The organism is Legionella dresdenensis (assembly GCF_042649825.1).
Classification (GTDB): Bacteria; Pseudomonadota; Gammaproteobacteria; order Legionellales; family Legionellaceae; genus Legionella_C; species Legionella_C dresdenensis.
The window spans coordinates 15,176-28,144 of sequence record NZ_JBHSAB010000001.1; the positions used below are offsets into that span (position 1 = coordinate 15,176).

Sequence of the window (12,969 nt, forward strand, 5' to 3'; positions counted from 1 at the left end):
CATCGATTGTCAGGAATCGAATACTCGATTTTCTACCTACAAGAAATAGCAATACTATGATATAATCCTTTTTTTAACGCTATTTGTACAGAAAATGCTTATCAACCTAAAAAATATAACCAACAGCAATACTGTAGAGCATGTCCGCCTGACTCTTACTGAACGGCTGCCGGAAAAAATTCATTCTCCCTGTGAGGTTGATTGTGCTTATCAGATTACAGCGCGTGACGGTTATTATTTGCTTGATCTGACAGTGAAAGGGGATTTGGTTATTAATTGCCAGCGTTGCCTGAAAGAGTTTCATGCCTTATGCGACAGTAATGTAATGATTGCGTTGTGCGAGACGGATGAACAGGCTAATGAGTTGATGGAATCGTATGAATGTGTCGTGTTATCAAATCGTTATCAATTTGATTTATTGGAAACAGTGACTGATGAATTATATCTTTGCACACCGGATTATCATGCAGATTTTAATGATTGTGACCCGCAAACAGAGCGTTATCTGAACGAACAAAAGCATGAAATATAATATTTTCTGCAAGTAGTACTTGGATTACCGAAAAAAAATAGGTAATATTCCGCCCTAACAAATACAAATTGCCTAGGAGTAATGCAATGGCTGTAGCCCAAAATAAAAAATCACGTTCAAGACGTGACATGCGTCGTTCACACGATGCTTTAACCGCACCTACATTATCTGTAGATCCTACAACAGGTGAAACTCATCTGCGTCACCATATTACACCTGATGGTTACTATCGTGGTCGTAAGGTACTGGATACAGACGCTGCTTACGAAGAAGAAGAAAAAGAGTAATACCATTGAAAAATATCACCATTGCTATCGATGCGATGGGCGGGGATCATGGCCTGTGCGTCATAATCCCTGCTTGTGCACGCGCAGCTAAAAACAACCCGGACCTGAGATTGTTGTTAGTAGGTGATCAGACTCAGGTAGAAGCGCATCTTAAAAAGCAGGGGCTGTCCGATTCCAGTCAATTTAGCATAATTCATGCGTCAGAAGTTGTTGGAATGGATGAATTGCCATCTCATGCGATGCGCAATAAAAAAGATTCGTCAATGCGAGTCGCTATTAACCTTGTGAAAAACGGCCAGGCACAGGCATGTGTTAGTGCAGGTAACACAGGTGCGTTAATGGCGACTGCGCGTTTTGTTCTTAAAACATTGCCCGGCATCGATCGCCCCGCGATTATTGCCGAAATGCCAACCATGCAAGGGAAAACCCGAGTGATGGATCTGGGGGCAAATGTCGATTCATGTGCGGAACATCTTTTTCAATTTGCTGTTATGGGCTCTGCGCTCATTCAGGCTGTTGATAAGAAAGATAATCCCAAAATTGCTCTGCTGAACATCGGCGTTGAAGAAATCAAAGGCAATGATCAGGTTAAGCGTACTGCCCATATGCTGGCTGAATGCAGTCTGTTGAATTACGTTGGTTATGTGGAAGGCGATGATTTCTACAGCGGTAATGTTGATCTGGTTGTTTGTGACGGTTTTGTCGGTAACGTTGCCCTGAAAGCAAGTGAAGGGTTAGCCAAGCTGATGCAGTCCGTACTTAAAGAATCACTTTCAAGAAATTTATATGCCAGGACAGCCGGGTTAGTAGCTTTGCCTGCGCTCGGTCATTTGAAAAAACGCATGGATCCTGCGCGTTATAACGGTGCCAGCTTACTGGGCCTTAACGGTATTGTTATTAAGAGTCATGGCGGAGCGAATGATTTTGCTTTTCAAAATGCGATTGAACAGGCTGCGCTTCAGGTAAAAAATAATGTTGTTGACTTGGTAAGAGATCAAATTACAGACTTTATCAATCAAGGTTTATTACTATGAAATTTGCTGTTATAAATGGCACTGGCAGCTATTTGCCCGAACAGGTTGTTACCAATCATGATCTGGAAAGCAAGCTTGATACCAGCCATGAATGGATATATACCCGCAGTGGAATTAGCAGCAGGCATGTAGCCGGTGAACATGAAACGACATCGTTCATGGCGGCAAAAGCTGCCGTCAAGGCGCTGGAAGCTTCCGATATCTCTCAGGACGATATTGATTTGATTCTTGTAGCGACCTGTACGCCCAACCATTTTTTCCCAAGTATGGCTTGCCATGTCCAGAATGCGCTGGCAATTCAAAAACCGATTCCTGCTTTTGATATCAGTGCTGCATGCAGTGGTTTTGTCTATGCGCTGGATGTTGCACGGCAATATATTGAAGCTGGTGCAGCCAGACATGTAATGGTTGTTGGCAGTGAAAGTATGTCTCGCGCGGTAGACTGGAATGACCGTTCCACTTGCGTTCTGTTCGGCGATGGCGCCGGCGCAGTCGTATTAAGCGCCAGTGAAACCCCTGGCGTTTTGGCAAGCAAGATTCATTCATCTTTTGATGGCGACATGCTTCTAACCTATCCCAATTGCTCTCCCAATACTGACAGGGCAATCATCGGAATGAAAGGGAACGAGGTATTCAAGCTGGCTGTTAACATCATGGGTGATATCGTTGATGAAATTCTGGCTGCTTCCGGTTTGGAAAAATCAGATATAAAGTGGTTAGTTCCTCACCAGGCAAATATTCGAATCATTCAGGGTATTGCCAAAAAATTACAATTACCTATGTCACAAGTTATTGTGACTATCGAAAACCAGGGTAATACCTCAGCCGCATCCATACCACTAGCCCTTGACTATTCAATCAGAAATGGGAAAGTCAAACGGGGGGATATGTTATTATTGGAATCATTTGGCGGTGGTATGACTTGGGGCGCTGCTGTTATCCAATATTAAATCTGCAAACTAGTGGAGAGTTCATTTTACTATGGCTAAATTGGCGTTTGTTTTTCCCGGTCAAGGTTCTCAGTCAGTTGGAATGCTTGCAGATCTTGCCGAAAAATATGAAATAATCACTGAGACTTTTAACCGCGTTTCTGAAAAGCTGGGCTATGATGTCTGGGAGCTGGTTCAGCATGGACCAGAGCAAAAACTTAACCAGACTGAGCATACGCAAGTTGCTATGCTGACTGCCAATGTAGCGTTATTCAGGCTTATTCAGCAAATCAAGCCTTTCCAAACCGAAATTATGGCTGGTCATAGCCTGGGTGAATATGCGGCCTTAGTCTGCGCTGGGGCGATTACCCTTGAAGAAGCAGCCTTACTGGTTGCCAGACGCGGCCAGACAATGCAACAAACCATCCCGCTTGGGCAGGGTGCAATGGCAGCAATTGTCGGCTTTGATGACGGGCAGGTACAAACGTTGTGCAAACAGGCATCCACTGTCAGCGAACAGGTTACTCCTGCTAATTACAATGCGATTGGTCAGGTAGTCATTGCAGGCCATACTTCTGCGGTCGAGCGTGCAGTGCAGGCAGCGGAAGAGCAAGGAGCACGACTGGCTAAAATTATCCCGGTAAGTGTACCTTGCCATTGCCCATTACTGGCAGATGCAGCCGAAATATATGAGCAATATTTGGCACAGGTTGATTTTAAAGTACCGGAAACTGCAGTAGTCAGTAATGTTGATTTAAGTATTTACAACTCACCAGAACAAATACGTACATTGCTAAAGCAGCAGCTGTATAAACCGGTCCGATGGGTTGAAACCATACAATTAATTAAATCCCGTGGTTTTGACGCTATTATTGAGTGCGGGCCCGGTAAAGTATTAACTGGCTTGGTAAAACGAATTGATAAAACCATGTCGGCATTATCAGTTTGCGACAATGTTACTCTTGATCAGCTAAGAGGTTTATAATAATGAGTTTAATAGATTTACAAGGAAAAACCGCTCTGGTCACCGGCGCAAGCCGTGGAATCGGCAAAGCGATTGCCATTCAGTTGGCGCAATTAGGCGCTTATGTCATTGGCACTGCAACTACCGAAAGCGGTGCGCAGACAATCAGTGAATATTTTGATTCGGCCAATCTTGCTGGCCAGGGAATCATGCTTGATGTCACTAATCAGGATGCGATTGATAATTTAATGACAATGCTTGCTGATCAGGACAAGCAACCAGCAATACTCGTTAACAATGCAGGCATCACTGCAGATAATCTGCTGTTAAGAATGGATGATGATGAATGGGATAAAGTGATCAATACTAATTTGACTGCTATTTATCGTATGACAAAAGCCTGCATCAAATCAATGTTCCGTGCCCGTTGGGGTAGAATCATCAGCATTGGTTCTGTTGTCGGCAGCAGCGGGAATTCTGGTCAGGTCAATTATACAGCAGCAAAAGCTGGTATAATTGGATTTTCAAAATCACTGGCGCAAGAGATTGCCAGCCGGGGTATCACAGTGAATGTTGTTGCTCCCGGTTTCATTGATACCGATATGACTCATTCATTACCTGATATGGTAAAAGACGAAATGCTCAAGCGTATTCCAATGAAACGTATGGGTAAAGCTGAAGATATCGCTAATGTTGTGGCTTTTCTGGCGTCTGACTGTGCAAATTATGTTACAGGTGAGACAATACATGTCAATGGCGGCATGTATATGGAATAATTGGGCTTGCGTTCTTTGTATAAAAGAATAAACTACCCGTCATGAATTTTTTTAACTAAGAGGAAAAGCAAATTATGAGTACAGTTGAAGAAAGAGTTCGCAAAATTGTTATGGAGCAATTAGGCGTTGAAGATAAGGACCTGAGCAATAGCGCATCATTCGTTGATGATCTGGGTGCTGACTCTCTTGATACTGTTGAGCTGGTAATGGCGCTGGAAGAAGAATTTGAAACTGAAATTCCAGATGAAAAAGCTGAGAAAATCACAACAATTCAAGAAGCTATTGATTACATCGAAGCAAATATCAACAAAGAAGAAGCCTGATAATTGAGGAGTTTTCATTGAGCAAGCGGCGAGTAGTAGTGACCGGAATGGGGGCAATTACCCCATTAGGTCATAATGTAGAACAGACCTGGCAAGGGATTCTTGCTGGTAAAAGTGGCGTCGGCATGGTTGAAGGATTCGACACTACTGACTATCCAACTAAAATCTGGGCCAAAGTCAAAAATTTCGACATTGAGCAATACATGCCGTTAAAAGACGCACGGAAAATGGATGTATTTACTCAGTATGGCACCATTGCAGCGAGTGAAGCCATTCATGATTCCGGTCTTGTGATTGATGAAAAAATTGCCTTGCGTGCAGGGGTTGCTGTCGGTGCCGGGATTGGCGGTATTGAAACAATTACTAACAATCAGGACAAATTGGTCGCCGGCGGACCACGCAAGGTTTCTCCGTTTTTTATTCCAGCTGGTATCATTAATATGGTAGCTGGACAGATTTCAATACAGCATAACCTGAAAGGACCTAATATTTCTGTGGTTACCGCGTGTACTACCGGAACCCATAATATTGGCCTGGCAGGGCGTATGATTGCTTATGGCGATGCTGATGTGATGGTTTGCGGCGGCGCTGAAATGACTACTACACCGTTGTGCCTGGCCGGTTTCTCAGCAGTACGTTCCTTATCCAAACGCAATGATGAGCCAGAAAAGGCATCACGGCCATGGGATAAAGATCGTGATGGTTTTGTGATGGGAGAGGGCGCTGGAATCCTGGTCCTTGAAGAGTACGAACATGCCAAAGCCAGAGGCGCAAAAATTTACGCTGAGCTGGCAGGATTTGGTATGTCTGGCGACGCTTATCACATTACAGCTCCAGATGAAGATGCAGACGGCGCATCCAGAGCAATGGAAATTGCTATCCGTGACGCTGGTATTAATCCCGATCAAATTGATTATATTAATGCGCATGGTACATCAACATATCTGAATGATATGAACGAAACCAAAGCAGTAAAACGTGTTTTTGCAGATCATGCTTATACACTTGCAATTAGTTCAACCAAATCCATGACAGGGCATTTGCTTGGTGCTGCCGGCTCGGTGGAAGCGGTTTTCAGCATTCTGGCAATCAGGGATAATGTTGCTCCGCCAACAATTAACCTCGATAACCCGGATGAAGGTTGTGATTTGAACTATGTTGCGCATGAAGCACAAAATAGAAAAATTCAATACGTGTTGAGTAATTCACTTGGATTTGGTGGTACCAACGGAAGTTTAGTCTTTAGACGGGTATAATCAGCGTGCGCCTGCTTAAACAAATCGTTTGTTCTTTGCTGGCGCTGCTTGTTATCGGATTCGCACTTTATTTCTACCGAATTTATTATTTACTGAACAAACCCATGGCTGAAGGCGTTGTGGATATCCTTGAGATCAAGCCGAGCTCCTCTGCAAATGCGCTGGTCCAACAGCTTTTTGATAGAAATTTAATTTATTCAAATCAGTTAGTGCTCAATTATATCAAATACAAGCACTTGGCAAACCGCCTTAAAGCAGGCGTATATGAAATTAAGCCCAATGAGTCTGTCATCCAATTACTTGATCGGATTGTGGATGGCGATGTGTTAGTACTGGCATTTCGTATTATAGAAGGTACTACCCAAAATCAGGTTACTCAAAATCTGCAGCAAGCTCCCTATCTTGCTTTTAATCCTGATGATTGGAAATTGGTACAAGGCAACTATTCCAGTCCGGAAGGTCTGTTGTTGGCAGATACCTATCATTACGATGGCGGTAGCGATGCCAAAAAGCTGCTGCAAACAGCTAATAAAAGCCTGTTAAATTATCTTGGTACAAGCTGGAATAACCGGGATCCGGAACTGCCTTATAAATCATCTTATGAAATGCTGATTGCTGCCTCTATCATTGAAAAGGAAACGGCATTATCAGAAGAGCGCAAAATTATTTCTGGCGTGATGGTAAACCGAATTAATAAACACATGCCATTGCAGATGGATCCGACCGTAATCTATGCTCTTGGCCCTGATTTTAAAGGTCGGTTGAGCCATCCGGATCTGGCAATTAATTCGCCATATAACACATATCGTTACCGTGGACTGCCGCCTACACCCATTGCAATGGTTGGTAAAGACGCAATTGACGCTGCCGCTCACCCACAAAAATCCAATTATTTATATTATGTTGCCAAAGGTGATGGCTCCCATGAGTTTTCAACGAATTACCGTCAGCAACTTGAAGCCATTTCCCGATACCTGCATAAGTAAGGATAAGCAATGACAAAACCTGGAAAATTCATTGTTGTGGAGGGGCTGGAAGGCGCTGGCAAGAGTACGGCCATTCAAATTATCAAAAAAGTTATTGAACGCTCAGGCAAAACGGTTGTGGTCACCCGTGAGCCAGGCGGTACGCTGATTGGCGAAAAATTGCGTAGCATTGTTAAAGAACCAGGTACAGAAAAGCTGGAAGAGCGCAGTGAATTATTAATGATGTATGCTGCTCGAGTGCAACTGGTTGAGCAAGTAATCAAACCGGCTTTACAACAGGGGCTCTGGGTAATTGCTGATCGTTTCGAATTATCAACTTATGCTTATCAGGGGGGCGGGCGCAGGTTGGATAAATCCATTATTGATAATTTGTCAGCCATTTGTCTGGGCGATTTCAAACCTGATCTAATCCTGTTTTTAAACGTTTCACCACGCCAGGGTATGGAAAGAGTCAGACGGCGAGGCTCTTTTGATCGTATAGAGCAGGAATCAATTGATTTCTTTGAACGGGTATATCAAGCTTATCATCAGGTTATTAAACAGTTGGATAATGTACGAATAATTGATGCATCAGCGCCTGTTAATATAGTCAGGAAAGCAATTACTAGCCAGTTGGAAGATTTTATTAACCATGATATTTGCCGAACACTTTAAACAATATCCTGCTCATCAGCCGCTTGGGGAGCGATTTACGCTTACTCATCAACAAGGCCGGCTTGCTCATGCCATTTTATTGACCGGGCCACAATATGAAAATTTGCCGGCACTGGCCGGGATACTCGCAGCAAGTGTTTTTTGTAAAACAGGCTGCGGACAATGCCAATCATGCACCTTGTACGCAATTGCCCAGCATCCCGATATAACCTGGTTGACTCCAGAAAAAGAGGGTAGTTCAATCAAAATTGATCAGTTAAGAGAACTGCAGGCTGCGATCTTCACCTCACCGCAATTAGGCCCTAGCCGGGTTATTATTATCCATCCGGCCGACAAAATGAATACTGCAGCAGCCAACGCATTACTGAAAATTTTGGAAGAGCCGCCAGATAATACTTATTTTATCCTTGCTGCAGAACAGGTTAATACGCTGCCAGCAACTATTATTAGCCGTTGCCAGCATTGGCGACTAGCAGGGAATAATACGCTTGAAAATTATAATTACCTGAAAGAAGCTGCCCATTATCCGCCTGACAGCGCTCGCGGTAAAATATATAGCTGCCTTGAGACTATACTTGATGATTTACTCCAGTTGAAAGCGGGTAAATTAACCAGTTGCCAATTGGCAAAAAAATGGGCGGATTATGACTTTAGCAGTTTAATTTGGTTGCTATATTTGATAAATGCTCAATTAATTAACGACTTTTTTACTCCAGAACAACACGTTAATCCCTCCATGCCAAAACTTATGCAATTGGCAAATCAATTTAAACCGGCTAATTTATTCAGTCAACAGGGTAAAATCTCAGCAATAACAAAAAAAATAAACCATACTATTAATATTAATCAGTTACTGACGCTTGAGGATTTACTGCTTGGCTATGCCGGAGAAGTAATATGACAAATGATGTACAACAAATCACTTGCTCTTTCCAGACAGAATCAGCACTTTTTACTTCATATATGCCCTTTTTAAAGGGAGGTGGTTTATTTGTGCGCACTAATCAGTGCTTTCCTTTGGGGACGCCGATTAACTTATTGGTTTATCTTTTACAAGAGCCTGATCCATATTGTATTACCGCAAAAGTAGCCTGGATAACGCCACGCGGGGCGCAGGGTAATAAGCCTGCAGGAATGGGACTTCAGTTTACCAGCGAGAACTGCCGTCTTTTTTGTAATAAAATTGAGACTTATTTGGCAGGCATGCTAAAATCGGCTCAATTAAACGATACGATGTGATACCATGCTTGTCGACTCTCATTGCCATTTGAATTTCATTGAGTTGAATGATTTTAATTATCAGCTTGATGAAGTGATTTCCCAGGCCGAAGCCAATGATGTTTCCCGCTTCCTGAGCGTTTGTGTTGAGCTTAAAGATTATCCTGAGCTGTGCAAAATTGCCGATCGTTTTCCACAAGTGAAAATTTCAGTCGGATTGCATCCGGACAATGAAATTGCCGGTGAACCAGACACGGAGGAATTAATAAATCTGGCTAATAGCCACGCATCCTGTATTGCTATCGGCGAAACCGGGCTTGATTATTACCGAGTCAAAGAAGAAGAAGCTCTTGATCAGCAGCGTGAGCGTTTCCGCCGCCATATTCATGCTGCGAAATCAACCGGCAAACCACTTATTATTCATACCCGCCAGGCTGCGGAAGACACTATTAAGATTATGCAGGAAGAAAACGCTCGTGATATTGGCGGCGTTATGCACTGCTTTACTGAAAGTTGGGAGGTTGCCAGACAAGCGATGGAAATGGGGTTTTATATTTCAATTTCCGGCATTGTAACCTTTAAAAACGCGACCCAGCTTCAGGAAGTCGCTCAGAAAGTGCCGCTGGATCGCTTACTGGTTGAAACCGATGCCCCATTTCTGGCACCGGTTCCATTCCGCGGCAAGCAAAACCATCCTGCACTGGTTAAATATGTCGCACTGGCAGTTAGTGAATTGCGGCAGATGGATTATGAGGAATTAGCCAGGCAGACAACTGCAAATTTTGAACGTTGTTTTAAAGTAGCGAATGAGAAAGTTCTGGGGGAGGTTTAGGGCACTGCTATTAAGTTAAGGATACTGTCATTCCCGCGAAGGCGGGAATCCATTTCTCAAGTCGGCTCCCTACCTTGTTTGATAGATGGATCCCCGCCTTCGCGGGATGACGCCATGACCAAAACCTCAACTGCTGGGCTGAGGAGAAGTGGTTGGAGCATTTGATGTTGATGAAGGTTCAGCGTGTGAAAAAAACTGAGCAGCGGTTGGTTCCCGTTTTACTGGGGTTGCCGGCTCTGAAATTAAAGGAGCTCCTGAGGGGCTGCGCGATGCTTCCTCAGCATACTGGCTAAATCTTCCAAGAGCAGCCTCTAGTTCTCTTATTTTCTGTATATTCCTGGCATTAACAGATACATGTTCCTCAAGCACAGCAGGAACCAAAGCCATAACGCAATCTGCATTGTTTGCTTCATGAGCTTTTTTTAGCATGAAATCTACTGGAATTTCTTTAAATTCCTGTTGGAATTGAATAGCAAAATTACGATCATAATATTGGGGGTTAACAACACATCCAATAATCGTCTTCATATCTAAAGTATATTCGCTTTCAAGTAATGCATCTAAAACCTCTAAATCCTGCATAAAAACTGCGTGATAGGCAACACGGTTATAATCAGGTTTCCATTTGGTATTCAGTTCTTGTTCAAGCTCGACACATTTATATTTTATTGCACAATAGCTAGCTAAAGGAATCAAATTGCTATTTTTAGATAATATATCGTGAACTAATTGTGTTTGCTTACCTGCTACAGCGCCACAAAGAGCATCAGCAATAGGGGCATTCATGTCTGTAGAGAGAGCTTCTACCAGTACTGTATTTCCTGCAAGGCCGGCACTGTACATTGCATCGCGAAGAAGGTCTGACTTTTCAGCTTTATCTTTAACGCTATTTAATAATGTGTAGAGGGCTTCTTTATTACCAGCTTGGGCAGCAGCACAAATTTCGGTAGAACGAGGCATATAATTCCTCCTGTTTTATATTGATCTAAATTGTTCAATATTATACCTTAAAATAGAAAGTTGTATATATGTCCGAATTCCCTCATTGACGCTTATGCCAAACATGCCCAGATACTCAGCTAATCCAAACGTATCCTCGGGTGTACCAATTTATTGATCTTCTCCGACAACCACAATAAATACCCTTTAATTATCCCATGAATGCTTTTCTGATAATTACGGTAAATATAATGATAGGTCCAATTGGCAATTATCCCTTGCAGGAATAGCCCCCGCAATAAACCATACTTTCCTAGCGAGCCATAAGCATTGTATTTCCCCAAAGAAACAAAACCGCCTAAATGCCGGTAATGGAAGGGAGGGAGCGGTTTGCCTTTTAAATATTTTGGCAGATATTTAATTAAAAATTTTGCTTGCTGATGCGCAACTTGTGCAGTAGGTGGTAAACCGCCGCTGACAACATACGCACAATCGCCTACTGCAAAAATGTTATCATCCAGGGTAGTCTGTAACGTCGGTTTGACACACAGCATGTTATTTTTCTGAGTTTCAAGCCCATCAAGCGAATTCAGAAAATCAGGCGCTTTAACGCCGGCAGCCCAAACCATCAGGGTTGATTCGATTAAACGACCATCATTGAGCTTTAAACCATTTTCTTCAGCAGCAACTGCATTAGTATTAACCATCACATTAATACCAAGCCCTGACAAGAGCTCCTTGACTGCAATTGAGATTTTTTCCGGAAAAGCGGAGAGCAGGCGAGAACCGCTTTCAATCAGGTTAATGGAAATGGGTTTTTGAAATTTTATATTGCTGTAATTTTCAGTCATTTCAACAAGCTGAACCAGTTCAGCGACCAGTTCAACCCCTGTTGCCCCGCCACCGACAACGGATATCGTCATGCCCGAGCGATTTAAAGCGCAGCGCAGGAGATTCATCCGTACATGTTGATTAAACTGATCGGCCTCAGTGCGGCTATCAATAAAAAAACAGCGCTCGGAAACCCCTGGAATATTAAAATCATTGGCATGACTGCCCACGGCAATAATCAGCACATCATATTCAACTTCCCGCGCAGGGGCAATTTCAATGCCATCCGGCATGGTAATTGGCTTTAATTTAATCTTGCGTTGAGTGCGATCAAGGCCCGCCATTTCGCCGGGTACATAAGTAAAATGATGTTGGGAAGCATGTGCCGTTAAAGAAACCTGTTGCTGGTACAGATCATTGGTTCCAGCCGCGATGGTATGCAAAATTGGTTTCCATATATGAACAAAATCCTTGTCAATAAGAGTAATCGTATTTTGTTTGCGCGAGCCGAGGGTATTTCCCAGCTGAGTAGCAATTTCAAGCCCGGCAACGCCGCCGCCTACAATAGCTATATGACTATTTTTATTCATTATGGCTGCCTTTTGTTAATTTTACCTTAATGTTAGCAAATTATACTAATTTTTTAATTGTTTATTGCGAGAAAAAAATGCCAAAAGCTGTTTTTAATAGTCGCGTGGTTCAGGAAATAATACAAGCAGAAAGAAACTATAATAAAAACATCAGTAAAATTGCCTGTATTGAGCCGGCGAATAAATTTTGCCTGATGCATTCCATGAAAGAAGCGTTAAACAGGTTTAAAAATATTTCTGATGAGCTCCTTGCTAATATTGAGAAAGCGCGACAGGATGACATCATTGAAGATGGGGAAGAATGGATAGCTTTACGTGCAGAGAGAAGCGAATTGTTATGCCGGTTTTTTACAGAGCTGGGAGAATATACAAAGCTTTATGATCGCTACAATTCTTATCCTGCTAAATATTATAAAAAGTTTGATAATACAATGCTACGCGAACATGCATGTCAGCTTGGCGCCGTCTTAATTAATCCCGTGCAGCATGGTCCCCGTTATAAATTACTATTTCAAGCAACACAAAGCGATAGAACTTTAGACCAAAAATATCTACAAAAATTTTTAGGGTTAGAGGTAAGTATTGAAAAAAATATTAAAGAGGCACAGGATGCTGCTTCCAGTTATACAGTAGTTGAAAAGGTGACGAACATTGTTGCGCCGATTGCAGCAACCACCCTATTGAAGATATCAAACATGTGGGCAAAAACGGAAGAGATTCCACCAGAAACCCTGACCATTGACGATTTTGAAGTCGTGAATATTGAGGATGACAACGAATCAGACTCTTCATGCTCTGTATAAGGAGTATTGGGCTGT

Annotated in this window: 16 protein-coding genes; 14 read left to right on the forward strand and 2 right to left on the reverse strand. The window is 42.8% G+C overall.

Features of this window, described 5'->3' with window-relative positions; genetic code table 11:
* Window positions 1–94 precede the first annotated feature (94 nt).
* From ACFORL_RS00060 to ACFORL_RS00120, 13 genes are all read left to right on the forward strand, one after another.
* Window positions 95–532, forward strand: coding sequence for a YceD family protein (locus ACFORL_RS00060; RefSeq protein WP_382339858.1), 438 nt, complete (start codon window positions 95–97; stop codon window positions 530–532).
* 86 nt (window positions 533–618) lie between these two features.
* The gene (gene rpmF / locus ACFORL_RS00065) at window positions 619–819 is read left to right on the forward strand and encodes a 50S ribosomal protein L32 (RefSeq protein WP_382339860.1); all 201 of its coding nucleotides are present in this window, start codon (window positions 619–621) and stop codon (window positions 817–819) included.
* A gap of 5 nt (window positions 820–824) precedes the next feature.
* Window positions 825–1,853: a phosphate acyltransferase PlsX gene (gene plsX / locus ACFORL_RS00070; protein ID WP_382339862.1), complete on the forward strand. Its 1,029-nt coding sequence runs from the start codon at window positions 825–827 to the stop codon at window positions 1,851–1,853.
* On the forward strand, window positions 1,850–2,803 hold the full coding sequence (locus ACFORL_RS00075) for a beta-ketoacyl-ACP synthase III (RefSeq protein WP_382339864.1): 954 nt from the start codon (window positions 1,850–1,852) through the stop codon (window positions 2,801–2,803). The genes plsX and ACFORL_RS00075 overlap by 4 nt, the downstream gene beginning before the upstream one ends.
* A 31-nt stretch (window positions 2,804–2,834) precedes the next feature.
* Window positions 2,835–3,767: an ACP S-malonyltransferase gene (gene fabD, locus ACFORL_RS00080; protein ID WP_382339866.1), complete on the forward strand. Its 933-nt coding sequence runs from the start codon at window positions 2,835–2,837 to the stop codon at window positions 3,765–3,767.
* A gap of 2 nt (window positions 3,768–3,769) precedes the next feature.
* Window positions 3,770–4,522: a 3-oxoacyl-ACP reductase FabG gene (gene fabG / locus ACFORL_RS00085; RefSeq protein ID WP_382339868.1), complete on the forward strand. Its 753-nt coding sequence runs from the start codon at window positions 3,770–3,772 to the stop codon at window positions 4,520–4,522.
* A gap of 74 nt (window positions 4,523–4,596) precedes the next feature.
* Window positions 4,597–4,845 (forward strand): acyl carrier protein, encoded by a 249-nt coding sequence (acpP, locus tag ACFORL_RS00090; protein ID WP_382339870.1) that lies wholly within the window; start codon window positions 4,597–4,599, stop codon window positions 4,843–4,845.
* Window positions 4,846–4,862: 17 nt separating this feature from the next.
* A complete protein-coding gene (gene fabF, locus ACFORL_RS00095; RefSeq protein WP_382339872.1) occupies window positions 4,863–6,101 on the forward strand; it encodes a beta-ketoacyl-ACP synthase II in 1,239 nt (412 codons plus the stop codon).
* Window positions 6,101–7,087: an endolytic transglycosylase MltG gene (mltG, locus tag ACFORL_RS00100; RefSeq protein WP_382340835.1), complete on the forward strand. Its 987-nt coding sequence runs from the start codon at window positions 6,101–6,103 to the stop codon at window positions 7,085–7,087. The genes fabF and mltG overlap by 1 nt, the downstream gene beginning before the upstream one ends.
* Before the next feature lie 9 nt (window positions 7,088–7,096).
* On the forward strand, window positions 7,097–7,741 hold the full coding sequence (tmk, locus tag ACFORL_RS00105; protein WP_382339874.1) for a dTMP kinase: 645 nt from the start codon (window positions 7,097–7,099) through the stop codon (window positions 7,739–7,741).
* Window positions 7,719–8,642: a DNA polymerase III subunit gene (locus tag ACFORL_RS00110; RefSeq protein ID WP_382339876.1), complete on the forward strand. Its 924-nt coding sequence runs from the start codon at window positions 7,719–7,721 to the stop codon at window positions 8,640–8,642. The genes tmk and ACFORL_RS00110 overlap by 23 nt, the downstream gene beginning before the upstream one ends.
* Entirely contained in the window at window positions 8,639–8,980 is a 342-nt protein-coding gene (locus tag ACFORL_RS00115; RefSeq protein WP_382339878.1) for a PilZ domain-containing protein, read from the forward strand. The genes ACFORL_RS00110 and ACFORL_RS00115 overlap by 4 nt, the downstream gene beginning before the upstream one ends.
* Window positions 8,981–8,984: 4 nt before the next feature.
* Entirely contained in the window at window positions 8,985–9,791 is an 807-nt protein-coding gene (locus tag ACFORL_RS00120; protein WP_382339880.1) for a TatD family hydrolase, read from the forward strand.
* A gap of 126 nt (window positions 9,792–9,917) precedes the next feature.
* Here ACFORL_RS00120 and ACFORL_RS00125 read toward each other — a convergent pair whose 3' ends face one another.
* Window positions 9,918–10,751 carry a hypothetical protein gene (locus ACFORL_RS00125; RefSeq protein ID WP_382339882.1) on the reverse strand — a complete coding sequence of 278 codons (834 nt, stop codon included), beginning with the start codon at window positions 10,749–10,751 and terminating at the stop codon, window positions 9,918–9,920.
* Window positions 10,752–10,870: 119 nt separating this feature from the next.
* Entirely contained in the window at window positions 10,871–12,151 is a 1,281-nt protein-coding gene (locus tag ACFORL_RS00130; RefSeq protein ID WP_382339884.1) for an NAD(P)/FAD-dependent oxidoreductase, read from the reverse strand.
* Between the two features lie 77 nt (window positions 12,152–12,228).
* Here ACFORL_RS00130 and ACFORL_RS00135 point away from each other — a divergent pair, with 77 nt between their 5' ends.
* Window positions 12,229–12,954 carry a RhoGEF domain-containing protein gene (locus ACFORL_RS00135; protein ID WP_382339886.1) on the forward strand — a complete coding sequence of 242 codons (726 nt, stop codon included), beginning with the start codon at window positions 12,229–12,231 and terminating at the stop codon, window positions 12,952–12,954.
* Window positions 12,955–12,969 lie beyond the last annotated feature (15 nt).

Excerpts from the sequence above, each read along its gene's own strand:
- ACFORL_RS00060 (WP_382339858.1), top strand. The coding sequence starts at position 95 with ATGCTTATCAACCTAAAAAATATAACCAACAGCAATACTGTAGAGCAT.
- rpmF (WP_382339860.1), top strand. The coding sequence starts at position 619 with ATGGCTGTAGCCCAAAATAAAAAATCACGTTCAAGACGTGACATGCGT.
- ACFORL_RS00075 (WP_382339864.1), top strand. The coding sequence starts at position 1,850 with ATGAAATTTGCTGTTATAAATGGCACTGGCAGCTATTTGCCCGAACAG.
- fabD (WP_382339866.1), top strand. The coding sequence starts at position 2,835 with ATGGCTAAATTGGCGTTTGTTTTTCCCGGTCAAGGTTCTCAGTCAGTT.
- fabG (WP_382339868.1), top strand. The coding sequence starts at position 3,770 with ATGAGTTTAATAGATTTACAAGGAAAAACCGCTCTGGTCACCGGCGCA.
- acpP (WP_382339870.1), top strand. The coding sequence starts at position 4,597 with ATGAGTACAGTTGAAGAAAGAGTTCGCAAAATTGTTATGGAGCAATTA.
- tmk (WP_382339874.1), top strand. The coding sequence starts at position 7,097 with ATGACAAAACCTGGAAAATTCATTGTTGTGGAGGGGCTGGAAGGCGCT.
- ACFORL_RS00110 (WP_382339876.1), top strand. The coding sequence starts at position 7,719 with ATGATATTTGCCGAACACTTTAAACAATATCCTGCTCATCAGCCGCTT.
- ACFORL_RS00115 (WP_382339878.1), top strand. The coding sequence starts at position 8,639 with ATGACAAATGATGTACAACAAATCACTTGCTCTTTCCAGACAGAATCA.
- ACFORL_RS00120 (WP_382339880.1), top strand. The coding sequence starts at position 8,985 with ATGCTTGTCGACTCTCATTGCCATTTGAATTTCATTGAGTTGAATGAT.
- ACFORL_RS00125 (WP_382339882.1), bottom strand. The coding sequence starts at position 10,751 with ATGCCTCGTTCTACCGAAATTTGTGCTGCTGCCCAAGCTGGTAATAAA.
- ACFORL_RS00130 (WP_382339884.1), bottom strand. The coding sequence starts at position 12,151 with ATGAATAAAAATAGTCATATAGCTATTGTAGGCGGCGGCGTTGCCGGG.
- ACFORL_RS00135 (WP_382339886.1), top strand. The coding sequence starts at position 12,229 with ATGCCAAAAGCTGTTTTTAATAGTCGCGTGGTTCAGGAAATAATACAA.